Origin of the sequence: Thermotoga maritima MSB8 (assembly GCF_000008545.1) — a bacterium.
GTDB classification, from domain to species: Bacteria; Thermotogota; Thermotogae; order Thermotogales; family Thermotogaceae; genus Thermotoga; species Thermotoga maritima.
In genome coordinates this window covers 1,266,731-1,290,088 of sequence record NC_000853.1, presented here as the reverse complement: position 1 = coordinate 1,290,088, position 23,358 = coordinate 1,266,731, and the positions used below count along the sequence as shown (strand labels likewise).

Sequence of the window (23,358 nt, the reverse complement as noted above, 5' to 3'; positions counted from 1 at the left end):
GAAGCTGAACAGAACCCTGGCGAATTTCCTCAGAAAACTGGTGATAGTCGCTCTTTCGGGTACTGGCATTCTTGCCCTCTTTCTCCTGGTTTTCTTTCTGATCAGGGAAGCCTGGCCCGCCCTCGTGGAAATCGGGGGCGAGCTTTTCACGAGTATCTACTGGTATCCAACGGCGGATCCCCCAGAATACGGTATGCTCGCTATGATAGCCGGAACTCTGCTTCTAACGGCTTTTTCTTCTGCCGTGTTACTTCCCCTCGGTTACCTTATAGCCTTTTTCCTCCACACTTACGCTAAAGACTTCGAGAAAAACCTCATAAGAACCACAGTGGAATTCCTCGCCGGGACACCTTCTGTAATCATAGGACTCTTCGTTCTTCTGTACATCGCTCCTATTCTGCTCAATTTCGATGTGTGGTCCACCGAGAACTTTCTGCTCGCATCCATCGGTCTCATTCTCACGGCCCTTCCCTACACCGTTTCTCTTTCCCTTGAAGCACTCGACTCTGTCGATGTGGCCCTTGAAGAGAGCGCCCTGGCACTCGGAGCGACTCGATTCACCACGGTTTTCAAGGTTACCACCAGAGCGGCGCTTCCCGGCATATTGAACGCCTTCGTCCTGACCGTGAACAGAGTTGTCGGTGAAACGATGATCGTCCTCATGGCTGGCGGAGGAGCCGCCATAATACCGCGTTCTTTCTTCGATCCGGTGAAACCTCTGACAGCCGCGATTGCGAGCGAAATAGGTGAGGTGGCCGTTGGAAGCATGCATTATCATGTGCTCTTTGCGGCCGGGGTTATACTTCTTGTGATCTCCCTTGTTCTCACAGGACTCTCCAGGTACATATCGGGGAGGCAGACAAGATGAGAAAAGACCTGATCGCTTCGTACGTTTTCAGAGCAGTGAGTTACGTTGCCTTCGCAGTTGTTGTGATCATGTTCGTACTGGTTCTCGCTGGAGGGGTGAAGTACTTTTCACCTTCTTTTTTCCTGGATTACCCGAAGAACGGTATGACGGAGGGAGGGATCTTTCCCGCCATCCTTGGCAGTTTCTACCTCATGGTGCTCACGTTTCTCATATCGATTCCTCTTGGGATCTTCACCGGAGTGTTTCTCTCTGAGTACGGAAACAACGTGATCGCGAAGTGGATAGATATCTCTCTGACCGCCCTGAGCGGTATTCCTTCGGTCGTCTACGGACTCTTCGGACTTGCCTTTTTCTGCGTGGCCCTTCAGTTTGGAACTTCCATGCTCGCTGCCGCGTTGACTCTTTCTCTCATGACACTTCCCGTTATCGCTTCTTCCACGAGAGAAACCCTGAAGGCCATACCTGTTGAGATAAGAGAAGCGGCGCTGGCACTCGGTGCGACGAAAGAAGAGGTGATCTTCAAAGTTCTTCTCCCCGCTGCGAGGAAAGGAATCATAACAGCGGTTCTCGTCGGTGGTGGAAGAGCTCTGGGAGAGACCGCTCCTGTTCTGCTCACAGGAGCCGTGTTCTATTCAACACAGCTTCCGAAGAGTCTTCTCTCTCCTGTTATGACCCTGCCAACACACATATACTACATCACAGCGGCGTACGGCGAGTCGGCCCAGTGGATGGCGAAGGGAACGGCCGCTTTTCTGATGATAGTGGTTGCCTTGATATATGGAACAGCTTTCTTTTTGAGGAGGAGAAAGAATGGAGCCCATCATTGAGATCGAAAACTTCAGCGCTTACTACGGCGAGAAGATAGCCGTCAAGAACGTGACGATGAAGATCTTCAAAAACCAGATAACCGCCATAATAGGTCCCTCCGGATGCGGTAAAACAACTCTCCTGAGGAGCATCAACAGGATGAACGATCATCTGCCTGGATTCAGGGTTGAAGGGAAGATATACTTCAAGGGACAGGACATCTACGATCCACAGCTCGACGTGACGGAGTACAGAAAGAGAGTCGGTATGGTCTTCCAGAAACCGACACCTTTTCCCATGTCGATCTACGACAACGTCGCGTTCGGCCCCAGGATACACGGGGTGAAGAGCAAACACATTCTCGACCGGATAGTAGAGGAATCATTGAAAAAGGCAGCCCTATGGGACGAGGTGAAGTCAGAACTGAACAAATCTGGTACGAGACTCTCCGGCGGTCAGCAGCAGAGGCTCTGCATAGCGAGAGCACTCGCCGTTGAACCCGAGGTGATTCTTCTCGATGAGCCGACATCGGCCCTCGATCCCATAGCGACTCAGAGGATAGAAAAGCTTCTGGAAGAACTCTCTGAGAATTACACCATCGTGATCGTCACACACAACATCGGCCAGGCGATAAGAATAGCGGACTACATAGCGTTCATGTACAGAGGAGAACTCATCGAATACGGACCAACGAGGGAGATCGTGGAGAGACCGAAGAACAGGCTCACCGAGGAGTACCTGACAGGAAAAATCGGATGATGGAGGCGGAAAGTATGGTCGATCACGTTCACTTCGAAAGGGAACTCACACTTCTCAAGTCTGATGTCTCGAAGATGCTCTTTCTGGTCTCTGAATCTTTGAACGACGCGATAGAGAGCCTCGAGACGATGAATGAGACGCTCGCCAGGAAGGTCCTCGAGTCGGACGATATGATAGACGAACTGAACAGGGAGATAGAAGAAAAAGCTTACCAGATCATAGCGAGGTACAACCCCATCCTGAAACAGCTCAGGTACATCATCACCATCTTGAAATTTTCAAACGATCTGGAGAGGATAGGAGATCTCTCCTGCAACATAGCTGAGAAGTGTCTCTTTCTCTCTGAAGAGAAGATCAAATTCGAAATGCTCAAGGAACTCAAAGACATGTTCGGAAGCACCCTGAAGGTGGTTCAGGACGCTTTCAAGGCCTTCGTTGAAGAAGATGTGGATCTGGCTTTCAGGCTCTGGAAGTTCGACGACGTGATAGACGAGATGGAAAAGAAGATCAGAAGAATCGTGGTGGAAAGAATAAGGGAGGGAAACATCTCGGCCGAGCTGGCGCTGGTTTACATACTCATCGCAAGAGACCTTGAGAGGGTGGGAGATCACGCCAACAACCTCTGTGAGGAGGTCATATACATAGAAACGGGAAAAAACATGAAGGAATTCCTGAGGGGTGTTGAGAGTGGGAGTGAAGGTGCTGATAGCTGAAGACGACGAAGACATAAGGAGCGTGTTGAAGAGATACCTGGAAACCGAAGGATACGAGTGCGACGAAGCAGAGTCCCTTTTCGATCTCAAGAAAAAACTCTCTGAAGGAACGTACAACGTGCTTCTCCTCGATCTCATGTTTCCCGACGGTGTGGCGATGGACGAAATTCCCGAGATGAAAGTTTCTCACCCGGAAATGGCCATCATCATCATCTCGGCAAGGGACAGGGACATGGACCGCATCTTTGGAATAGAGCTCGGAGCGGATGATTACGTGACAAAACCTTTCAATCCAAGGGAAGTTCTCGCACGTGTGAAAGCGGTTCTGAGAAGGATGGGGAAAGAACAGAAGGTACTGAGATTTGGAAGACTCGAGATCTTTCCAGAGGATTACATAGTCAGATACGATGGAAAAAACGTTGAGATGACAGCCAAAGAGTTCGAGCTTTTGAAACTCCTCGCCACGACCCCGAACAAGGTCTTTTCAAGAGAGGAGATCCTGAACAGGGTGTGGGGAGACGATTACGTCTCTGACAGGGTAGTGGATGTCCACATCAGCGCCATTCGATCGAAGATAGGAAAGGGATGGATAAAAACGGTGAGGGGATTGGGATACAAGTTTTCAACACGGGGTGATGAGGGTGATAGAGCTTGAAGATCTCGATCATATCAGAGAAGCGATCGTGATACTGAAGGGCCTGGAAGTGGAAGGTGCGAACAAACCGGGTGAGAAACTCGGCTTCAAAAAGGGAAAGAATCTGATGTCGATCTTCACGTGCAAGGAAATGGATAGATTCATCAGAGATGTTCAAGAAAGAAAGAATTTCTCCCTTGAAACAAACGCCTATTTTTTTGAACTCCACTCGAAAAGGTTCGTCTCCCTCCGCTACCTTCCGAAGAAGAGTCTTCTCTTTGTGAACGATCTCACCGAGGAGAGAACTCTCAGCGAGGCAAAACTCGATTTTGTAACGGCCGTCTCCCACGAGCTGTTCACACCTCTTTCTGCGTCAAAGGCAAACGTTTTTCTTCTGAAGGACATAGAAAACGATCCAGAAAAACTCGAAATACTCGGAAAAGTTGAGCGCTCCTTGGACAGAATGGAAACGATCATCAGACAGCTCAAGGTGCTCACCATGATACAGCTGAGACTTTACGAACTCAAGATGGAGCACATTCCTGTCGAAGAAGTCGTTCACATGGTCTTGGAAGAGCTTCGAGAAAAGATCGAGTCAAAGAAGATCAAGGTAAACGTTTTTGTGGATGTTGAAACAATCGAAACTGACAGGTTCGTGTTCCACACGATCTTGAAGAACCTCGTTTCAAACGCCGTGAAGTACTCTTATCCCGATTCTGTGGTGGAGATTTCTATCACCGGTGAAAGACTGAGTGTGAAAGATCAGGGAATCGGTATCAAAGAAGAGGAGAAGAGCAGGATATTCGAGCGCTTCTACAGAGGTTCAGAAGCACTCAAGATGGCGCCCGGTTCTGGCCTGGGACTTTCCATAGTGAAACACCTGTGCGACACGATAGGTTACAGGCTGGAAGTGAACTCTCAGTGGCTCGTTGGATCAGAGTTCATCGTTCACTTCAAATGATGAACTCCTCTTCTTCCCACGTTTTCCCCTCCGGGTTGTGCCACCCGCCTTCTCTCGTGCACCAGGCTGGGAGTGGAAACTTCACCGTGAGAGGAAGGTTCAAGAACGGCTGATCTATGATCACTTCTCCCTGTCTCAAGAGTGCTGCTTTTCTCTTGTAGTGCTCTGTGAGATGCGAGTATTCGGGTTTTATGAGTTCGGCTCCTTTCTGCCTGCCCACAACCACCGTAGCGGCTTGCGTGATTACCCTGTAATCCACTTCGGAAGCGGTCTGTTCGGCTCCAATGAGGATCACTCTGAAAGATCTTCCTCTTTCCGCCACATCTCTGAAGATGTTCGCAAGGGCTCCTCCGCCGTGTCTTGGTGCGTACTTGTTCAGCTCGTCCAGGAAAATGAAAACGGGCTGGGTGAAACCGCTGTTTCTTTCTTTTTCTCTCATTACCTCGGAAAGAATCGCACCTACAACGAACGCCTGTGCGCGTTCTCTCAACTTCGAAATGTCGATGACTGTGACCCTTCCCGGCACGTTCCAGTCGATCCGATAGTTGGTCTGCCACGGTTCCACTTTCAGAGGCGGTTTCACCCAGAGTCTGTCGAAGTCCATCTTTTGAGCGGCTTTCAATCTCCTGATCAGCATCCCGATCGTCTGCTTCTGGACGTGTTCTCCCAGGAGATACTCTCTTGTCCTTCCACCTTCTCCAAGATCTTTTATCAAACTATCGAGATCAAGTGGAAGATCCACGACTTCACCTTTCTTCATCACCACTTCGCGCAGTGCTTCTGACGGCAGTTTTTTTCTGTCAACGATGTATCCCTCTTTCAGAAATTCCTGGTACATCTCTTCCATTCTCTGGGAAAGGTGCTCCTGGAGGGACCAGACCGCGAGCTGAAAGTTCTGGTTTCTCGTCATCTCATCTGGATCGAACATGAGTTCCAGAAGGTTCATTTCGACGATGTCGAACACGTCCCAGCCGTAAACGTTCACACCGATCAATCTCTTGTTGACATCCGGTATGTAAGCTCCCTTCTCCCTGCTGGGAGCGTAGAATGCGACATTTTCAAAAGGTTTTGGTTCAATGCCGAGAACCCTGTACATTTCATCCCATTTCTCCCTTTCTGAATACCACTCCTTCGAAATGCGATCGAGAAACAGCAGACTCTCTCCCTTCACGTTGAAGATGATGTATCTCGCCTCTCTCAGCTCTCTCATCAGATCTCCATCGTTTTTGCTGGACGTTTCTATCATCGACTTGACGAGGAACGTGGTGTAAGACGTTTTCGCCGCAACACCGGACTGTCCGGAGACGTTTATGTGGGCTCCGTTGTCTCCCAGGATGTATCTCAAATCGAGATAAGCCGGCCTTCCGTTCTTCAGCAGACCAACCGGCAGTGCAACGTTCTTTCTCTTCAACTCATCGAATCCAAGGGCGATGTCTATCTCCTCATCTCCGACGAGAAAGACGGGGGAGCCTATGTTTGGAGGGATCTCCGGAGCGTCTTCGAGGAGCTTGTTTCCTTCTTTCAGAAACGATCTTGTCACCTTCACCTTCGCGATGTATATCGGATAGGCAGGTTTCAACTTCTCGAGTGCAACTTCCTCTTCGTAGCCGTTTCTCAGATCTCCATCCCATCTGTTCTGTATATCAACGATCATTCCGTACGTGACGACGGTGCCGTACCCCGTGAGGTACTCAACCTTCACAACATCCTCTATCTGAGCGAATACCTTGTACGCTTCTCCTGGCTTTTCGGCGGTCATTCGAACGAAGAATTCGTACGGACTGGACTGGAATATACCGGTGACAACCCCTATCTTTCTTCCGCTCATTTACCTATCCCTCCTCGATGAGCTGTTTTCTGTACATTCTACTGTACATGCCATCCCTGATCATCAATTCCTCGTGAGTGCCCTCTTCTATCACTCTTCCCTCGTGCAAGACATATATCCTGTCGGCGTTTTTCAACACCTTCAATCGATGTGTTATGACGACGATCGTTTTTCCTTTCATTCCTTTTCTGATCGAATCTATGATCCTCTCTTCGGTTTCAGGGTCAACGGCCGAGAGACAGTCGTCGAATATGTAAACTTCGAAATCTCTTATGAGAGCGCGGGCTATGGTGATTCTCTGTTTCTGACCGCCCGAAAGCGTCACACCTCTTTCCCCAACGATCGTGTCGAATTTTTCTGGAAAGCTCATGATATCGTCGTAGACGGCCGCAAGTTTTGTCACTTCTTCGATCTTTTTCTCATCGACGTTTTCCAAACCGACCGTTATGTTGTTTCTCACCGTGTCTGAGAACAGAAACGTTTCCTGCGGAACCAGAGTGACGATGGATCTGATATTCTCCGAAGAAACGTCGTTTATGTCCACACCGTTTATGAATATCTTTCCCCTTTCCACCGGATAGAGCTTCACGAGAAGCTTTGCTATCGTGGACTTTCCACTTCCAACACTGCCGGCGATGCCTATCATTTCTCCCCTGTTTATCTTCATGGTGACGTTTTTCAGAACTTCACGTTCTGTTCCGGGGTATCTGTAGGTCAGGTTTCTCACTTCAAAACTTTCAAAGTGATCTATCCTGATCGGCTTCTCGGGTTCTTTAACTTCGGGTTGAGCGGTGAAGATCGTGTCCAGACGTCTCATAGCCGCTCTTCCCCTCTGGAACAGATCCACCATGAAACCGTAGGCCATCATCGGCCAGACGAGCATTCCAAGGTAGGAATTGAAGGCTATGAAATCACCGAGAGAGATCTTCCCGTTTATAACGGCTCTTCCACCGTAGAGAAGGGCGAGGAAAAAAGCGGTCGAAGCGATAAGATTGATGAGGGGCCTGAAAACGCTGGAGACTTTGATTGCACTGAGAGTGTCTTCGTAGTTTTTGAGTGCCCTGTTTTCAAATATCTTGAATGAGACGTCTTCCACCGAGAAGCTCTTCACAATGCGCACACTCGAAATCGTTTCTTCGGTGAACCCGGAAAGTTCCGAGAAGGATCTCTGAACTTCCGATACTTTTCTGTGTATGAGTCGTCCAAAGCTCATCGAAACAGGGGCAAGAAGCAAAAGCGGCGCAAAGCTGATCCAGGAGAGCTTCCAACCCACGTTACCTATCATGAAGAAAAAGACCATCACGATCATGATGAAAGAATCGAAGAAGAGTATCGCACCCTGGCCGAGCACTCTTCTCAGAAGGCTCAGATCGTTGGTGAACCTTGCCATGAGTTCACCGCTTTTCATTCGATCGAAGAAACCGGGAGTGAGACTGAGCAGCTTTGAGAACATCTTGTTCGATGTCTCGAGGAAAAACTTTCTTGCAGTGCCACCAAGGAAGAATCTCCAGAAGAACCTTCCAATAAACATCCCGCTCGCGGCGGCCATCACCCAAAACAACATTATTTTGAGTGTATCGAAGTTCATCGTTTCTGTGTTCAGCATGTCAACGATCTTTCCGATGACACGTGGAATGTAGACTTGAAGGAGGTCCACCGCGATGAGTGAAAGAACACCGAGAAGGTATTTGTGCCAGTTTCTCTTCAGGAAATCAACGAGAATTGAGGAAGTCTTCAATTCTATCCAGCGCCTCCGTAAGTCTTTCTATAGATGTGGCAAAAGAAAGCCTCACAAATCCAGGCTTCAGAAAAGCGGATCCTGGAACGAGTGCAACCTTCTTTTCTTCGAGGAGCCTTTCACAGAATTTCACATCGTCACCCCGGACTTTGAAAAAGAGGTAGAACGCACCTTCTGGTTCCACGAACTTAACACCCATCTTTTTCAATCTTTCCACCACGAAATTTTTTCTTTCTTTAAAGGTCTGAACCATGTAAGAGTTGTCCACTTCCAGAGCCTTCAAGGCGGCGTACTGTGCTACCGTGTTGATACAGGAGGTGGTGTGAGACTGGATCTTCGACACAGCGGTCGCTACTTTTTCGCTCGATATCAGGTAACCCACCCTCCAGCCGGTCATGGAGTGAGACTTCGAGAAGCCGTTTATGTAAACTATCCGGTCGAATCCTTCAGAAACATCGAGTATCGATGTGAATTCATCCGTGTAAACAAGGGAATCGTAGACTTCGTCGCTGATTATGTAGAAATTCCTCTTCTTGGCAAGTCTCACAAGTCCTTCAAGGAACTCTCTTCTGTACACCACACCAGTGGGATTGTTCGGCGAGTTGATAAGAACGGCTTTCGTTTTCCCAACAAGAAGCCCTTCCACCTCTTCCAGACTGGGCTGGAAATTTTTACTCATGAACGTCTCAACCACGTTCACCGTGCCACCAGCAAGGATGATCTGAGGAATGTAGCTGACCCAGACGGGAGAAAACACGATCACTTCGTCACCGGGATCGAGAAGGGCCATGAAAGCATTGAACAGAGCCTGTTTCGCTCCATTCGTCACCACGACCTGATCCGGTGAGATATCTTTTTTGTATCTCTCGCCTATCCTTTTCGCTATACCCTCTCTGAGTTCGTAGATACCACGAGGATCTGTGTATTTCACTTCTCCTTTCTGGAGAAATCTCACCGCTTCTTCCACGACGGGTTCCGGTGTGGGAAAATCCGGCTCACCAGCCGTTAGATTGATCACGTCTTCTCCCTTTTTTATGAGGGCTTTGGCCTTCGCGTCGAGTTCCATGGTTTTCGATATGGGAATCTCTGATATTCTCCTGGATACCATTTAGAAACCCCCCTGGTCGTGGTTTCATATTTAATACTACCACAAAGATCCGATTTAGACAGGTTAAACTTCTCATGTTATTCTTTTAAAAGAAAGGAGGAGTAAGGAATGGAAGCGGTGATTTTCGACATGGATGGAGTGCTCATGGACACAGAGCCTCTCTACTTCGAAGCTTACAGAAGAGTCGCGGAAAGCTATGGAAAACCTTACACGGAGGATCTCCACAGGAGAATAATGGGAGTTCCTGAAAGAGAAGGTCTTCCCATCCTCATGGAAGCTCTGGAGATAAAAGATTCTCTGGAGAACTTCAAAAAGAGGGTCCACGAAGAAAAAAAGCGCGTTTTCTCTGAGCTTCTCAAGGAAAATCCGGGTGTAAGAGAGGCGCTCGAGTTCGTAAAGAGCAAAAGAATAAAACTCGCGCTCGCAACCTCCACACCACAGCGAGAAGCGCTGGAGAGATTGAGAAGACTCGATCTCGAAAAGTACTTCGACGTCATGGTGTTCGGTGATCAGGTGAAGAACGGAAAGCCTGATCCAGAGATATACCTTCTCGTTCTGGAAAGGTTGAATGTGGTCCCAGAGAAGGTTGTGGTCTTCGAAGACTCAAAGAGCGGTGTTGAAGCCGCAAAAAGCGCCGGCATAGAAAGAATCTATGGAGTCGTTCACTCTTTGAACGACGGTAAAGCGCTTCTTGAAGCGGGTGCGGTTGCTCTGGTGAAACCCGAGGAAATCCTGAACGTTCTCAAAGAGGTTCTTTAAATCTGTTCGTGATCGGCATTCTCCAGTCTTTCCCAAAAGCTCTCGTGGAGATCTTCACGCCGATAGCGGCCTGTTTTCTCTTGTATTCGTTCTTTCGTATCATTTCCGTCACGTCGAGCACGGTCTTCCTGTCGAAGCCTTTTGATGCGATTTCTTCTGGATCGAGCCCTTCTTCTATGTAGAGTCTCAGTATTTCATCGAGCACCTCGTACGGTGGTAGTTTCTCCTGGTCCGTCTGGCCCGGCCTGAGCTCCGCCGTTGGGGGTTTCACGAAGATGTTTTCCGGAATGATCTCTTTTCCTCTCCAGCTGTTGTACCATCTTCCTATTCTGTAAACGTCTGTCTTGTAAACATCCTTTATAACGGCGAATCCTCCCGCCATGTCTCCGTAGAGAGTCGCGTATCCCGTTGCCATCTCGCTTTTGTTTCCCGTTGTGAGAACGAGCCATCCGAACTTGTTGGAAAGTGCCATGAGGTAGTTTCCTCTGATCCTCGCCTGAAGATTCTCTTCGGTTATATCTGGTTCTCGCCCAGCGAAAACGCCTTTGAGTGTTTCGAGGTAGGAGTGAAACACATCCGTGATGGGAATGATGAAAGTCTCTATGCCCAGATTTTTTGCCAGTGTTTGCGCGTCTTCGATACTTTCTTTTGAGGTGTACATGGACGGCATGAGGACACCTTTCACGTTCTCTTTTCCCAGGGCTTCTGTTGCTATGACCGCGACGAGGGAAGAGTCCATTCCCCCACTGAGCCCTATCACGACCTTTTCAAAACCGTTTTTCCTCACGTAGTCTCTCAGACCCGTGATCAGAGCCCTGAACATCTCTTCTTCTCTCACAGGAAGAGGATTCACCACCGGTTCAAAATGCCCGGATTTCTCCCGGAGATTTCCCGCTTCCACGGTTTTCACCGGATAGTTCTGAGTCTTCATGTACCTTCTTCTAGGATCTACCAGCGAGACTCTGAGGTTCTCGTCCAGATCCAGATCCACCGTGATGATCTCCTCTTCGAAGAGCTTTCCGTAGTTTATGACCTCTCCTGAAGCGTCAACCACCATGCTTCCTCCATCGAAGACGAGTTCGTCCTGACCCCCGACCATGTTGCAGTAGGCCATGGCCACGTGATAGTCGTAAGCCTTCATGGAAAGATAGTCCTTTCTCAGAACAGGTTTCCCCACGTGGTAGGGAGAAGCCGAAAGATTCGCTATGAGATGAACTCCCTCACCCAAGGAAAGCGAGGCGCTCGGTTCCACTGGATTCCAAATGTCTTCGCAGATGGTAACTCCCACTTTGATGTTGCCTATTTTCACGACGAGGAGTTCCTCTCCGGGTTTGAAGTATCTTCTCTCATCGAAAACCCCGTAGTTCGGCAGAGATATCTTCCTGTACACTCCAAGGATCTCACCGTCTTTCACAACCGCGGCGGCGTTGTACGCATCCTCGTCGCTGTCTATGAAGCCCATCAAGACGGTAACACCGAGATTTCTTGTATGCTGAGCGAACTTCTGGAGGTATTTTCTGTTCTCTCTGAGGAATGAGAGCCTGAGCATGAGGTCTTCAGGAGGATAACCGGGAAGAAAGAGCTCCGGGAAGACAAGGAGATCACTTCCCCGGTCTTCCGCCACTCTGAGGGCTTCTATTGCCTTCTTCAGATTTCCCTCGAAGTCTCCAAGGGTCGGATTAAGCTGAGCCAGTGTCACTCTCAGTCTTTTCATAGGATCCCTCCATTATCCGGTACATCGAGTAGACCAGAACGACTCTCAAGAGATTCGATATTATGGAACCCAGGTACGGTATGAACCAGACGATGAACACAACGGCTGCAGCGAGGAAAACGTCCACCGTCTTTTCCCCTTTGAACACCATTCTGTAGTTCTTTTCCAGGACGCTGGAAGGAGATTCGTCTTTAGCGGAGAGCAGGGGGACAAAGAAGAGAAACATGAAGGCCACAAAACCGGGAAGGACGAACAGAGAAAAACCAGCACTTACCGTCAACCCGTAAAACGCTGAAAACACGAGAAGACTGAGAAGATTTTCTCTTCTTCTTGGAACCAGAAGTAGTCCCATCAACAATGCGAGCAGTACCTCTTCAAAGAGTTTTATGACGAAGAAATCGAAGCTCAGAAAATCGTACTTTCCGGCAAAGATGTAAAGCACTTCCGTCACAAACCCCAGAACGAGAGCCATAACGCTTATCACAGCGAGTTTTGTATTTTGAACTATCTCCCTGAATCCTTTAACGAAACTCTCGATCACACTTATCCCCCCTCACCTCCGTACTCGATTCTCCAGTCTGAGGATACCTTCCCAACGACTGTTCCATCCACTCTGGCCAGAACCTCGTCCACCTTTTGTTTTTCCACGATCAGAAACATTCCAACACCCATGTTGAAGGTGTTGACCGCTTCGTTGAAGTCTACATATTTCAATATCCAATCAACGAAGTCCCTCTTTGGTAGAGAAACGTGCGCCCCAAGCTTTCCGAGGACTCTCTTCAGCGCCCTCACCACTCCCCCGCCGGTCACGTGTGCGATCCCTTTCACCAGATCGAACAACTCGATGACTTCTCTGTATATGCGTGTTCCTTTCAGGAGTTCAAAGGGAAGTTCTTCGATCTTTATGGATTCCTCCTTTATGATCCTTCTTATGAGGGACCAGCCGTTCGAGTGGAATCCCGATGACGGAATACCAACGATCACATCCCCTTCTTTTATCTTATCAACCGGTATCCGTTTTTCTAAAACGCCGACAGCGAACCCCACAGCGTCCCAGTCTCCACGATACACATCGGGCATCTCAGCGGTCTCACCGCCCACCAGTTTCACATCCACGCTGTCAAGGACGTTTACGAGCTCTTTTATGAACGACTCGTGTTCTTCGGAGATTCTCTCGACCCCAAGGTAGTCCAGAAAGGCCACAGGCCTCGCTCCCACGCAGACCAGATCGTTGTAGTTCATACCCACAAGGTCCTCAGCCGCGTAGCGCCAGGTCCCGTGCTTTCTGTGAAGGATGAGTTTGGTGCCGATCCCATCGGCCGTTACAACAACGGGGGGAGTTGTGATCGTGAGTATGGAAGCGTATCCCGTGGGCTCTTTCATCACCCATTCAGGAAGTTTTACAGCGCTTTTTATAGTTTTTGCGAAGCTTTCTCCCCTCTCGACATCGACTCCTGCTTCTCTGTAAGTGTATTTCATAGAGCGATATCCCTCCTGTAGGTCTTACCTTCGAAGTGGACCTTTTCCGCGAGTTCGTAAGCCTTTCTTCGTGCCTCTTCTTTCGTTTCTCCTGTTCCCATACAGTGAAGAACACGACCGCCATTGGTTACGAGTTTTCCATCTTTCTCCGCGACTCCCGCGAAGAATATGAGACCTTCTTCGGGAAGGGTGATCTCTTTGCCCTTTTCGGGAGCGTCGGGATAGCCCCTCGCTGCGAGAACCACGTCCACGGCGAATCCACGCGGTTCCACCGGCTCCATTTTACCACCGCGGTATCCCTCGAGAACCGCGTTGACAAATCCTTCGGGATTCAACGTCACTATCACTTCTGTTTCTGGATCGCCCAGTCTCACATTGTACTCGAGTATGTAGGGATCACCATCGTGGAGCATGAGACCCAAGTAGAGGAACCCCCGGTACGCGTAGCCTTCTTTCTCCACTCCCCACAGAGTCTTATCGAAGAGCTCTTCGATCTTTTTGATCGTATCGGAAGGGATTTCTACAGGCCCCCAGGAGCCCATACCTCCCGTGTTCGGTCCCCTGTCACCGTCCATCAGTCTCTTGTAATCTCTGACGAAGGGAAGGATCACGAAATTTCTTCCATTCACAACCGCCATGGCGGAAAGCTCGTTCCCGGCGAGAAATTCATCTATCACAACAGGGCCTTTCACACCTTTTATGAGCTCTCCGATGATGAGTTTCGATCCCTTTTCGATGGTTTCTTCCTTAGAGTCGAGGATCAGAACACCCTTTCCTCGAGCGAGCCCGTCCGCCTTTATCACGTAAGGAGGAGAGAATTTTTTTATCTTCTCTCTCAATTCCTCTGGAGTTTCTGCCACTTCGAAACGAGCGGTTCTTATACCGTACTTCTTCATGAACCTTTTGGCATAGACCTTGGATCCTTCGAGCCTTGCGACCTCTTTCACCGGGCCAAAGACGTTGGATCTCCAGTTCGAGACCCCTTCTACCAGGAATTCCTCGGATCCCGGTATCACGATGTCTTCTTCGGGAATGGCTTTCAAGGTTTTTTCCCCTTCATAGGGATGGTTCGTTCCATCTCTCTTCGTTCCGGCGTTTCCCGGATAGAAGTGGACTTCGTACCCCTGCTTTGCGAAAGCCCATCCTATCGCGTGTTCCCTTCCTCCAGAACCGAGTATGTGTACCCTCACCGCTTTCACCCCTCAGTGCCTGAAAACCCTGCTCGGAGCTTTGTAGAACGTGATTCCAAGTTCTCTGGCTTTTTCGATCACTTCTTCGTCTCTTATGGATCCGAGAGGAGCGACCACCGCTTTCACACCAGCCTGAGCGAGTATTTCGAGCGAGTCCGGGAACGGGAAGAACGCATCGGAAGCCGCAACCGCTCCCTTCGCTTTTTCTCCTGCCATCACGGTGGCGATCCAGGCAGCTCTCTTTCTCGAAGGCTGCCCGCTCCCTATTCCCACAGTTACACCGTCTTTTGCTATGAGAACAGCGTTGGATTTCGCTCCTTCCACAACACGGTAAGCGAATTCCAGATCCTCAAGCTCTTTTTCCGAGAGAGGCTCTCCAACTACCAGTTCAAAATTCCCTTCGGGGTACTTTCTTTCACTCAGGACGAGAGAACCGAATGCCATCTTTCCAGCCCACGAAGCGTAATCCCCAGGCTTCAAGAGACGCACTTTTTTCTTAGAGAGAACCTCGATCGCTTCCTGTGTGAAGGAAGGTGCCACGATCACCTCGAGGTACTTTTTCAATGACTTCGCAACTTCTTCGTCCATTTCGAAGTTCACGGCCAGGATCCCTCCAAAACTGGATTCGTCGTCCGCCTCGATGGCCTTCTTCACGATTTCCACTTTGTCTTCTCCTATCGCAGCACCACAGGGAGATTGGTGTTTCACCACAACCGCACCCATCCTCGGCAGGTTCTTCGCCATGAACCACGCGTTTTCCGCGTCTAAGATGTTGTTGAATGAGATTGTCTTTCCTTCGTGCAGAATCTCAAAAGCTGGTTTTCCATACACAAACGCTTTTTCGTGAGGGTTCTCTCCGTACCTCAGCTGAAGATCTTCCCTCTTGAAGGCGAGAGAAATACCCTCGACAAACTGGTTGGCCCTTATCGAATCGTACACACTGGTGAACGCAAAGGTCATTCCAGCGAGGTACTTTCTCGTCTCTTCGTCGTCTATCTCAATCGCGAGTTTGAGTGTTTCCATGTCGAAAGCGGGTTTCACCTTTTTCCAGTTTTTGGCAGCTGCTCGAAGAAGAGCGACTCCTCCTATGTCGATGTCTGGGGGTGGATATAGGTCCACAAAGACCACATCCCATCTGGGTTCCGGTCCGAGGATGCCGGCGAATATCTCCGGGTGGAGGGTCTTCACGAGCCCTCCGAGGAGATTCTCGAAACCCGTTATGGTGCTCACGTCGTTTGCTTCTATTCCGTTTGATTTCAAAAACTTGGCGGTGCCGGAGCTCGCCCAGATCTCCCAGCCTTTTTCGTGGAGTTCTCTCAGAATATCCAGATATTTTTCTTTCTCGTAGAGACTAACCAATATCCTCTTCAAGGATAACCCTCCTTCCTTCGATCTTCCATTTTCCTTCCAGTACCTTTTGAATGACGAGCGGATAATACCGATGTTCTATCTTATGGATCTCTTCTTCCAGTCTTTCGAGAGACCAGTCTTTCTTTATTTCAACTGCTTTCTGAAAGATGATGGGACCGGTGTCGACTCCCTCATCAACGAAGTGGATGGTGATTCCTGTGACCTTCACACCGTATTCGTAGGCCTTCTCGATGGCGTGGGTCCCGGGGAACGCGGGAAGAAGCGAAGGGTGGATGTTGACGATCTTCCACTTCCACCTTTCGACGATCTCCGCCGGAAGAATCCTCATGAAACCGGCGAGGACCACGAGGTCGGGATTCAACTCTTCGAGTCTTTTTTTCAGAGACTCTGCCCAGGGTTTCTCGAGCCTTTCCCAGGGGATCTGCAGTTTTTTCGCTCGCTCTATTGCGTAGCAGTTTCTGTCCACAAGGAGCATCTGGATTTCCGCACTCAATTCACCGCTTCGCGCTGCGTTCACGATCGCTTCGAAATTGCTTCCGTTTCCCGAAGCGAGAACGACTATTCGTGGAGGTACTCTCCGCTGAAGCACGCTACACACAGTTCACTCCTCCCGATGGCTCTTTTCAACCCTTCGAGTGAAAGGTAAAAGAGAGAGTCTGCGTTGACTATTTTTTTCACTTCTTCCACGGCACGTTCTCCCGCGACGAGCTCTTTCTTTCTGGCGGTATCTATTCCGTAGAAACAGGGAAAACGTACAGGTGGAGAGTGTATGCCAACGTGTACTTCCTTCGCACCCGCCTCTCTCAATATCTTCACGATGATGCCCATGGTTGTTCCTCTGACGATCGAATCATCGATTACAACAACCCTCTTTCCACTCACAACGTCTTCTATGGGGACGAGTTTTTTCTTGACGATCTTTTCCCTGTCCACCGGCATGATGAAACTTCTTCCCACATATCTGTTCCTCATGAGACCGATGTCGAGAGGTATACCCGAAGCCGAAGAAAATCCCATCGCTCCGGAAAGTCCGGAGTCCAGCACCGGAACGACCACGTCCGCTTCTATCGGGTTTTCTCTGTAGAGTTCTTCACCCATTCTGTAACGGGCTATGTGTACACTCTGATCGAGAAAGTGACTGTCCGGCCTCGCGAAATAGATGAATTCGAAGGAGCAGAACCGCTTTTCTTTTTTGGAGAACCTCACCGTTTCTGTGCCTTTGTTCGAGAAGAACACGACCGTTCCAGAGGGAACTTCTTCTATGTCTTCCACACCTATCGCTTTCAGCGCTGCGTCTTCCGATGCCACAACGATTCCATCACCGTATTTTCCATAGAACAGGGGACGGACGCCGTATGGGTCTCTCGCCGCAGCGAGGAATTCTTCGTGTAGAATGAGAAGTGAGTAGGCAAGAGGGACTTTCTTCAGCGCTTTCACTATGGACTCTTTCAGGTCACCTTCAGACATCGAGATGAGATGAAGGAAGACCTCCGAGTCGAGCGAGCTCTGGAAAACCGCTCCTTTTTCTTTGAGCATCTCTATCCACTTTTCGCCGTTGGGTATGTTTCCGTTGTGAGCGATCGCGAGCCTTCCCTTTCTCGTGAACGCCACGATTGGCTGAATGTCCTCGAGCGATCCTGCCGTGGAGTACCTTACGTGTCCAATACCCTTTTCAGCGTCTTCCCACCTGTCTTCGGTGAGAACGGTGTCTACGAGTCCTTTTCCTTTTATCGTTTTGAACCCGTCTACCACAACACCCACACTTTCCTGTCCTCTATGCTGAAGACCGAGAAGCACGTCGTGAAGGACAGAAAAGGCATCTTTCACATTCCAGACTCCTGCGATTCCGCACATATCATCACCTCGAGAGCGTTCCGATCTCCTTCACAGGAACATCGACTACGGGAGTTCTCTCAGAGAAGACGAGCACCATCTGATGCGCCGGCCTCACTTCTGGCAGTTTCACTTCGATCTTCAAGCCGTACTCTCTGAAAGTCTCCACGTGAGTTCTCGTCAGAAGCTGTGACGAAGAGAGGATGAAAGCACCTTCTTCTGAGAGTTTTCTTATGGCTCTCCAGAGTTCTTTTTCCCTTTCGAGTTCGAAGTCGTTCCATCCCACCGCGAACACCTTCGAAGGCTTCGGTTTTGCCACTTTCTGCGGGTTCACCTTCCCCAACATTCCCACAACCAGGGTGGGTGGAATGGGTTTTCCCTGGTACGTGTTGTAGAGAGAAGCGTTTCCCGATGCAACGGGAACACCGGAGAATTCGCAAGCGTTCTTGAGAGCGGTCATCATGGCCGAAAGTCCCACCGGATCAACATCGGGATCCCCGTAGTTCACGCAGTTCGTTATAGCGAGGGGTTCCGCACCAACGCTGAGCGTCTTTCTCACACTCTCGAGCACGGCTATGAGGGTTCCCCAGTAGGTATCCTGAAGAGCCAGATCCGCCCTGCTGTGTGTGACGAGGGAGTACCCCCCGTCTCTCTTTATTCTCATCACGGCCGCGCCGAATCCGGGTGGAACCACGGTATCCGTTCCGACCATGTGATCGTACTGCTCGAAGACTTCCCTCGCGTTCACCTCTTCGAATTCCACCCTTTTGAACTCTGGGATCTTTCCGGGTGTGTATTCGACTATGTCCTCTTCTGGGGCGTTTGCGAGGAGCTGGACGGGAACTTCCATGACGAGATCGTTTCTGTACATCACCCTGTAAACTGGTTCTTCTATCACTTCGGCAACGACATCGCCGAAAAGAAGGTGCTTCCTGGCTATTTCCAGAATGCGGCTCGCCTTCTGAGGTGATGTGACGACCGCCATTCTTTCTTGGCTTTCGCTTATGAGGATTTCCCAGGGCTCCATATCCGGTTCTCTCAGGGGAACACGGTCCAGATGAACGATCGCTCCGAGATTCCCCTTCGCTACGAGTTCCGAAGTTGCGGACAGCACACCGCCCGCTCCCAGATCCTGAGCTCCTTCCACGAGTCCCTCTTCCACCATCTCCAGGAACGCTTCTATGAGCATCTTTTCAGCGAACGGGTCACCAACCTGAATTGAAAGCTTGGTTGCCTTATCACCCGTGAGATCCTCCGAAGCGAAAGACGCCCCGTGGATTCCGTCCCTTCCTGTGGCTCCTCCGAAGATCACTATGACCTGTCCCGGTCTCGATGCTTTCGAATCGACCAGCATGTCGTTTCTCACAACACCCGCTGCGAGCACGTTCACGAGGGGGTTGTGCGCGTATAGTGAGGAGATCCTGAGTTCTCCACCGACCGTTGGAACGCCTATGGAATTACCGTAATCGGCTATTCCCTCTATGATACCGTCTATGATTCGGGACATGTGGAGTGAATCGAATATGGCCGTTGGGCGGGCTCCCATCGCGAGGACGTCTCTGATGATTCCACCGACACCCGTTGCTGCACCGTTGTAAGGTTCTATCGCACTCGGGTGATTGTGGCTCTCTATCTTGAAAGCAACGGAATAGTAATCATCCAGGTTCACCACACCCGCGTTTCCCTCAAAACCCGTTTTCGGTAATCTTCTTATGTATTTCTTCGTGTGGGAGTATCCACAGTGTTCGCTCCACATGACTGAAAAAGCCTGAAGCTCGACGAAGGTGGGTTCTCTTCCAAGCTTCTCCTTGAGAATGTTCAGATATCTCAACTTCATCACCTCTTCAAGTAGTTGAGGATGGACTGGAACACTTTCTTTCCGTCTTCTCCGCCTATGAGTTCTTCAACCGCCCTTTCCGGGTGGGGCATGAGACCGAAGACGTTTCCGCTCTCGTTCAGAACACCCGCTATTCGTTCGTCTGAGCCGTTCACGTCTTTGACGTATCTGAGAACCACGTTCACGTCATCTATCTTCACGTATCTTCCAAAGCCGTGTGCTATCGGTATTCTTATCTTTTCTCCCTTTTCGAAAGCGTTCGTGAACGGTGTGTCGTTGTTTTCCACGATCAGATCCACCCATTTGCAGATGAACTTTCCAGACGAATTTTGAAGAAGGGCTCCTTTCAGGAGTCCCATCTCTATGAGGATCTGAAATCCGTTGCATATTCCCATTATCAGCTTTCCTCTTTCAGCGGCTTTTGCTATTTCAAAGGCGATTTTTTCTCTTGCGGCAACGGCACCAGGCCTCAGGTAGTCTCCGTAGGAAAATCCTCCAGGTAGAATGATCAATTCGTAGTCGTCCAGCTTGTCGTCCAGCCCGACGTAACTGGGCTCGAAGCCGTTTATTTCCAGAGCGTGGTACGCGTCTCTGTCACAGTTGGAACCAGGATAGACCACTACACAAGCTCTGGGCTTCACAGCTCCCTCACCTCATATTCCTCAACAACCGGGTTCACCAGGAGTTCTTCGCAGGCTTTCTTTACGATTTCGTACGCTTTTTCTTTGTTTTCTGCTTCTACTTCGAGGTGGATGGACTTCCCAAGTCTCAACTTTTTCACGGGAAGACCTTTTTCTTCCCTCAGAACACGTTCGATCGTTTCTCCGCGCGGATCCCTCACGTTGCTCCTGTACTGAACGTCTATTGCGAATTTAAAGAGCGGCAAAGTTCCAGCACCTCCCTGTACTTTTTTAAGGGATCACCAAGATCCCTTCTGTACACATCTTTATCAAAGATTTCACCCTTCTTTCTCAATCTGAACGTGTCGGGAGAGATTTCGTCACCGAGAACGACGTTTCCGTCTTTGTCGAGTCCAAACTCGTACTTTATGTCCCAGAGTTCGAAGTTCGCCCTTTCAAAAAACTCTTTGAGAGCAAGAGTTATTTTCACCGCCGCTTCTTTCATCTTTTCTGCCTGCTTTTTTGTTGCGATGCCGAGTATTTCGAGATGATCAACACAGACCATTGGATCGTGTCTTTCGTCGTCTTTTATGAAGAACTCAACGAGGGGAACTGGAAGGTCTTCCCCTTCAGCTCCACCATACCTTCTCACGAAAGATCCTGCCTTTTTCAATCTCACGACCACTTCGAGAGGGAACATTTTCAGAGGAATGACTTTCAGCGTTCGAGGGGGGATGTATTCAACGAGGTGGGTTTTGATACCTTTCTCAGAGAGGTATTTCATGAGGATAGCGGTTGTTTCTGCGCAGATGGATCCTTTGCCTGTTAGAACATCGTGCTTCAATCCGTCACCAGCGGTTATATCGTCTTTGAACTCGAGCAGGGCATAATCGCCGGTGACCTTAACAATTTTTGTCTTTCCTTCGTAATTCACACGCTCGCCTCCCCGCCCTTTTTGAAAATTCTATACTTCAATCATGAATGAAAATTACATCGGAGGTAAACACTTTGAAAAAAACAGAAAAACGGGAGCCCTTGCTCCCGTCCCTGGTCGGGGAGGCGGGACTTGAACCCGCGACCTCCAGATCCCGATTCTGGCGCTCTGGCCGTCTGAGCTACTCCCCGTAGCCTCTGGTATTATAACATATGATTTTGCACCGGGCAATCGTTTACCGATCGAACCCTTGACTTTTAAAACTTCTCCTGTATAATTCGAAGAGCGTAAAAAAATTTCTCAGGGGAGTGAAGAGCGTGGACTTCAGGTATATCCTCAGGATCCATATCAGTGAAGAAGCCGCAGAGGAAATCCTAAACAACAGTAAAATTCAAAAAAGAGCCAGTGAAGTAAAGAACAAACTCTACTACGACAACGCTCTGGTGATCGAGTCAGAACCGGGTTACGATGTGGATGAAGATCTCATCATGATGGTGATCACTGCCTATGGAAAACCTGCCAAAGCGGAAGGATACCTTGTAGTCAACGGCAAGGAAAGGAAAGTGTTCGACGGCATGCTTGATCCAAGAAAGCCCCTGTCCATTCATCAGACGGAAACTGAACGAAAGCATGAGGAAGAAGAGGAAGAAGAAGAATACGATGAGGATGAAGATTTTGATCTTTTCAACGAAGAGGATTTCTTCGAAGAGGAAGAAGAAGAGGATTTCTTTGACGAAGAAGATGAATACTGAGGTGATACTTTGGAGAGGGTGGGAATAGTAGGTCTTCCCAACGCAGGGAAATCTTCCTTTTTCAACTTCCTGACCGACAACAGCGTACCTGCGGAAAGTTTTCCTTTTTGCACGATTGAGCCGAACGTGGGGATTCTCGTTGTGCCGGATGAAAGGATAGAGATTCTCGCGAAGAACGAAGGATCGAAAAAGGTGGTTCATCCTTTCGTGGAGGTTGTGGACATAGCGGGACTCGTCAAGGGAGCCAGCAAAGGAGAAGGACTTGGAAATCAGTTCCTTGACCACATAAGCAAGGTGGATGTTATAGCCCATGTTGTCCGTCTCTTCGAAGATGGAAGAGTTTCTCATCCGTATCAGAACGTGGATCCAAAAAGGGACATAGAAATAGTCGAAACCGAGCTTATACTCAAAGATCTCGAAACCGTTCAAAAGCGTCTCGAAAAGCGGATGAAAGTTGCAAGAACGGGAGACAAGGAAGCAAAGAGAGAGGTAGAACTCCTCCAGAATCTTCGGGAGTTTCTCTCTCAGGGTAAAAAGGCCTCGAAATTTCCAAGGCACGACAGATTCGAGGAAGAGGTGATCGAATCCCTATTCCTCCTCACAGATAAACCTCAGATACTGGTTTTCAACGTCGATGAATTGGACGAAGAAAAAAGAAAACTGATAGAAGAAATCGTCAAAGAAAAGGACGAGGAATACATTATAATAAACGTGAAGCTCGAAGAAGAATTGAAATTTCTCCCGGAAGAAGAGGCGGAAGTTTTCAGAAGAGAGTACAACCTTTTCGGTGACAAAAGGAAGGAGTTTTTCGAGAAGGTTTTGAAACTTCTGAACCTTATAAGATTTTTGACAGCGACACAGAACGAGGCGAGAAGCTGGACTATAAAGAAAGGATCCACTGCCTATGAAGCGGCGGGTCTGATTCATTCAGACATACAGAAAGGGTTCATAAAGGTTGAAGTTATTCCTTTCGAAAGATACGTAGAGTTTGGTTCTCTGAAAAAAGCACGTGAAGCTGGAGCTGTGGAAACACATGGAAAAGATTACATTGTAAGAGAGGGGGATGTGATCCATTTCCTATTCCGTGCTTGACGTCTGGAAGATCTTTCGGAGCACGCCGTTCACCACGGCTGTTATTTCTTTTCTGACAGCTCAGTTCATAAAGTTTCTGATCAAAAGAGACGTGAAGATGCTGAAGAGTTACGGTGGTATGCCCAGCGGTCATGTAGCCACCGTTTCTGGCCTTGCGTGGTCACTCGCCCGGAGCACGGGATTCGACTCTCCCTACACCTCCATCGCCGCCATTTTCCTTGTGATCATATTCATGGACGCTATTGTTCTGAGACCGGCTGTGAAGAAGGATCTGGGGCACAACTTTCTGGAGGCGCTCGCTGGCCTTGGACTCGGAATGCTCATCGCCCACATTTTCCCCGCGCGGCTCCATCTCTGGTGA

At 49.3% G+C, this 23,358-nt stretch carries 24 protein-coding genes and 1 tRNA gene; 10 read left to right on the top strand and 15 right to left on the bottom strand.

Features of this window, described 5'->3' with window-relative positions; all coding sequences use genetic code 11:
- Positions 1–40: 40 nt before the first annotated feature.
- From TM_RS06415 to TM_RS06390, 6 genes are read left to right on the top strand one after another with little or no spacing between them, the layout of a single operon-like run.
- A complete protein-coding gene (locus tag TM_RS06415; RefSeq protein WP_004079995.1) occupies positions 41–868 on the top strand; it encodes a PstC family ABC transporter permease in 828 nt (275 codons plus the stop codon).
- Positions 865–1,695, top strand: coding sequence for a phosphate ABC transporter permease PstA (gene pstA / locus TM_RS06410; RefSeq protein ID WP_004079997.1), 831 nt, complete (start codon positions 865–867; stop codon positions 1,693–1,695). The genes TM_RS06415 and pstA overlap by 4 nt, the downstream gene beginning before the upstream one ends.
- Positions 1,679–2,434, top strand: a complete 756-nt coding sequence (gene pstB / locus TM_RS06405) for a phosphate ABC transporter ATP-binding protein PstB (protein WP_004079999.1) — start codon at positions 1,679–1,681, stop codon at positions 2,432–2,434. Before pstA ends, pstB begins: the two co-directional genes overlap by 17 nt.
- Positions 2,435–2,448: 14 nt before the next feature.
- Positions 2,449–3,147, top strand: a complete 699-nt coding sequence (gene phoU / locus TM_RS06400) for a phosphate signaling complex protein PhoU (protein WP_004080001.1) — start codon at positions 2,449–2,451, stop codon at positions 3,145–3,147.
- The gene (locus TM_RS06395) at positions 3,122–3,802 is read left to right on the top strand and encodes a response regulator transcription factor (RefSeq protein ID WP_004080003.1); all 681 of its coding nucleotides are present in this window, start codon (positions 3,122–3,124) and stop codon (positions 3,800–3,802) included. Before phoU ends, TM_RS06395 begins: the two co-directional genes overlap by 26 nt.
- Complete coding sequence (locus tag TM_RS06390; RefSeq protein ID WP_004080004.1) at positions 3,783–4,742, top strand: sensor histidine kinase; 960 nt, start codon at positions 3,783–3,785, stop codon at positions 4,740–4,742. The genes TM_RS06395 and TM_RS06390 overlap by 20 nt, the downstream gene beginning before the upstream one ends.
- Here the strand turns inward: TM_RS06390 and TM_RS06385 are convergent.
- Genes TM_RS06385 through aspC form a run of 3 tightly spaced genes read right to left on the bottom strand, consistent with a single transcriptional unit; the run spans position 4,735 to position 9,416 of the window.
- A complete protein-coding gene (locus TM_RS06385; RefSeq protein WP_004080005.1) occupies positions 4,735–6,570 on the bottom strand; it encodes an HAS-barrel domain-containing protein in 1,836 nt (611 codons plus the stop codon). The two genes, TM_RS06390 and TM_RS06385, sit on opposite strands and share 8 nt — an antisense overlap.
- A 4-nt stretch (positions 6,571–6,574) precedes the next feature.
- Positions 6,575–8,308: an ABC transporter ATP-binding protein gene (locus TM_RS06380; RefSeq protein ID WP_004080006.1), complete on the bottom strand. Its 1,734-nt coding sequence runs from the start codon at positions 8,306–8,308 to the stop codon at positions 6,575–6,577.
- Positions 8,283–9,416, bottom strand: coding sequence for an aspartate aminotransferase (gene aspC / locus TM_RS06375; protein ID WP_004080007.1), 1,134 nt, complete (start codon positions 9,414–9,416; stop codon positions 8,283–8,285). The genes TM_RS06380 and aspC overlap by 26 nt, the downstream gene beginning before the upstream one ends.
- A 108-nt stretch (positions 9,417–9,524) precedes the next feature.
- Between aspC and TM_RS06370 the strand changes: the two genes are divergently transcribed.
- Positions 9,525–10,175, top strand: a complete 651-nt coding sequence (locus tag TM_RS06370; RefSeq protein ID WP_004080009.1) for an HAD family hydrolase — start codon at positions 9,525–9,527, stop codon at positions 10,173–10,175.
- Here the strand turns inward: TM_RS06370 and TM_RS06365 are convergent.
- From TM_RS06365 to TM_RS06310, 12 genes are all read right to left on the bottom strand, one after another.
- On the bottom strand, positions 10,159–11,889 hold the full coding sequence (locus TM_RS06365) for an NAD+ synthase (protein ID WP_004080010.1): 1,731 nt from the start codon (positions 11,887–11,889) through the stop codon (positions 10,159–10,161). The two genes, TM_RS06370 and TM_RS06365, sit on opposite strands and share 17 nt — an antisense overlap.
- Complete coding sequence (locus TM_RS06360; protein WP_004080011.1) at positions 11,855–12,430, bottom strand: hypothetical protein; 576 nt, start codon at positions 12,428–12,430, stop codon at positions 11,855–11,857. The genes TM_RS06365 and TM_RS06360 overlap by 35 nt, the downstream gene beginning before the upstream one ends.
- Positions 12,431–12,432: 2 nt before the next feature.
- Positions 12,433–13,368, bottom strand: coding sequence for a phosphoribosylformylglycinamidine cyclo-ligase (gene purM / locus TM_RS06355; protein ID WP_004080012.1), 936 nt, complete (start codon positions 13,366–13,368; stop codon positions 12,433–12,435).
- A complete protein-coding gene (purD, locus tag TM_RS06350; RefSeq protein WP_004080013.1) occupies positions 13,365–14,558 on the bottom strand; it encodes a phosphoribosylamine--glycine ligase in 1,194 nt (397 codons plus the stop codon). The genes purM and purD overlap by 4 nt, the downstream gene beginning before the upstream one ends.
- A 12-nt stretch (positions 14,559–14,570) precedes the next feature.
- A complete protein-coding gene (locus tag TM_RS06345) occupies positions 14,571–15,929 on the bottom strand; it encodes a bifunctional phosphoribosylaminoimidazolecarboxamide formyltransferase/inosine monophosphate cyclohydrolase (RefSeq protein WP_004080014.1) in 1,359 nt (452 codons plus the stop codon).
- Entirely contained in the window at positions 15,910–16,527 is a 618-nt protein-coding gene (gene purN, locus TM_RS06340; RefSeq protein WP_004080015.1) for a phosphoribosylglycinamide formyltransferase, read from the bottom strand. Before purN ends, TM_RS06345 begins: the two co-directional genes overlap by 20 nt.
- On the bottom strand, positions 16,488–17,783 hold the full coding sequence (purF, locus tag TM_RS06335) for an amidophosphoribosyltransferase (protein ID WP_004080018.1): 1,296 nt from the start codon (positions 17,781–17,783) through the stop codon (positions 16,488–16,490). Before purF ends, purN begins: the two co-directional genes overlap by 40 nt.
- A gap of 4 nt (positions 17,784–17,787) precedes the next feature.
- Positions 17,788–19,599 carry a phosphoribosylformylglycinamidine synthase subunit PurL gene (gene purL, locus TM_RS06330; protein WP_004080021.1) on the bottom strand — a complete coding sequence of 604 codons (1,812 nt, stop codon included), beginning with the start codon at positions 19,597–19,599 and terminating at the stop codon, positions 17,788–17,790.
- Positions 19,599–20,240 (bottom strand): phosphoribosylformylglycinamidine synthase subunit PurQ, encoded by a 642-nt coding sequence (gene purQ / locus TM_RS06325; protein WP_004080023.1) that lies wholly within the window; start codon positions 20,238–20,240, stop codon positions 19,599–19,601. The genes purL and purQ overlap by 1 nt, the downstream gene beginning before the upstream one ends.
- On the bottom strand, positions 20,237–20,485 hold the full coding sequence (purS, locus tag TM_RS06320) for a phosphoribosylformylglycinamidine synthase subunit PurS (RefSeq protein WP_004080026.1): 249 nt from the start codon (positions 20,483–20,485) through the stop codon (positions 20,237–20,239). Before purS ends, purQ begins: the two co-directional genes overlap by 4 nt.
- Positions 20,461–21,153: a phosphoribosylaminoimidazolesuccinocarboxamide synthase gene (locus TM_RS06315; protein ID WP_004080029.1), complete on the bottom strand. Its 693-nt coding sequence runs from the start codon at positions 21,151–21,153 to the stop codon at positions 20,461–20,463. Before TM_RS06315 ends, purS begins: the two co-directional genes overlap by 25 nt.
- A gap of 114 nt (positions 21,154–21,267) precedes the next feature.
- Positions 21,268–21,344: transfer RNA gene (locus TM_RS06310), tRNA-Pro, on the bottom strand.
- Between the two features lie 126 nt (positions 21,345–21,470).
- On the opposite strand from TM_RS06310, the gene TM_RS06305 reads away from it, so the two are divergent.
- From TM_RS06305 to TM_RS06295, 3 genes are read left to right on the top strand one after another with little or no spacing between them, the layout of a single operon-like run.
- Complete coding sequence (locus tag TM_RS06305) at positions 21,471–21,905, top strand: hypothetical protein (RefSeq protein WP_004080031.1); 435 nt, start codon at positions 21,471–21,473, stop codon at positions 21,903–21,905.
- A 9-nt stretch (positions 21,906–21,914) separates the two neighbouring features.
- A complete protein-coding gene (ychF, locus tag TM_RS06300; protein ID WP_004080033.1) occupies positions 21,915–22,997 on the top strand; it encodes a redox-regulated ATPase YchF in 1,083 nt (360 codons plus the stop codon).
- On the top strand, positions 22,990–23,358 hold the full coding sequence (locus TM_RS06295) for a divergent PAP2 family protein (protein WP_004080035.1): 369 nt from the start codon (positions 22,990–22,992) through the stop codon (positions 23,356–23,358). Before ychF ends, TM_RS06295 begins: the two co-directional genes overlap by 8 nt.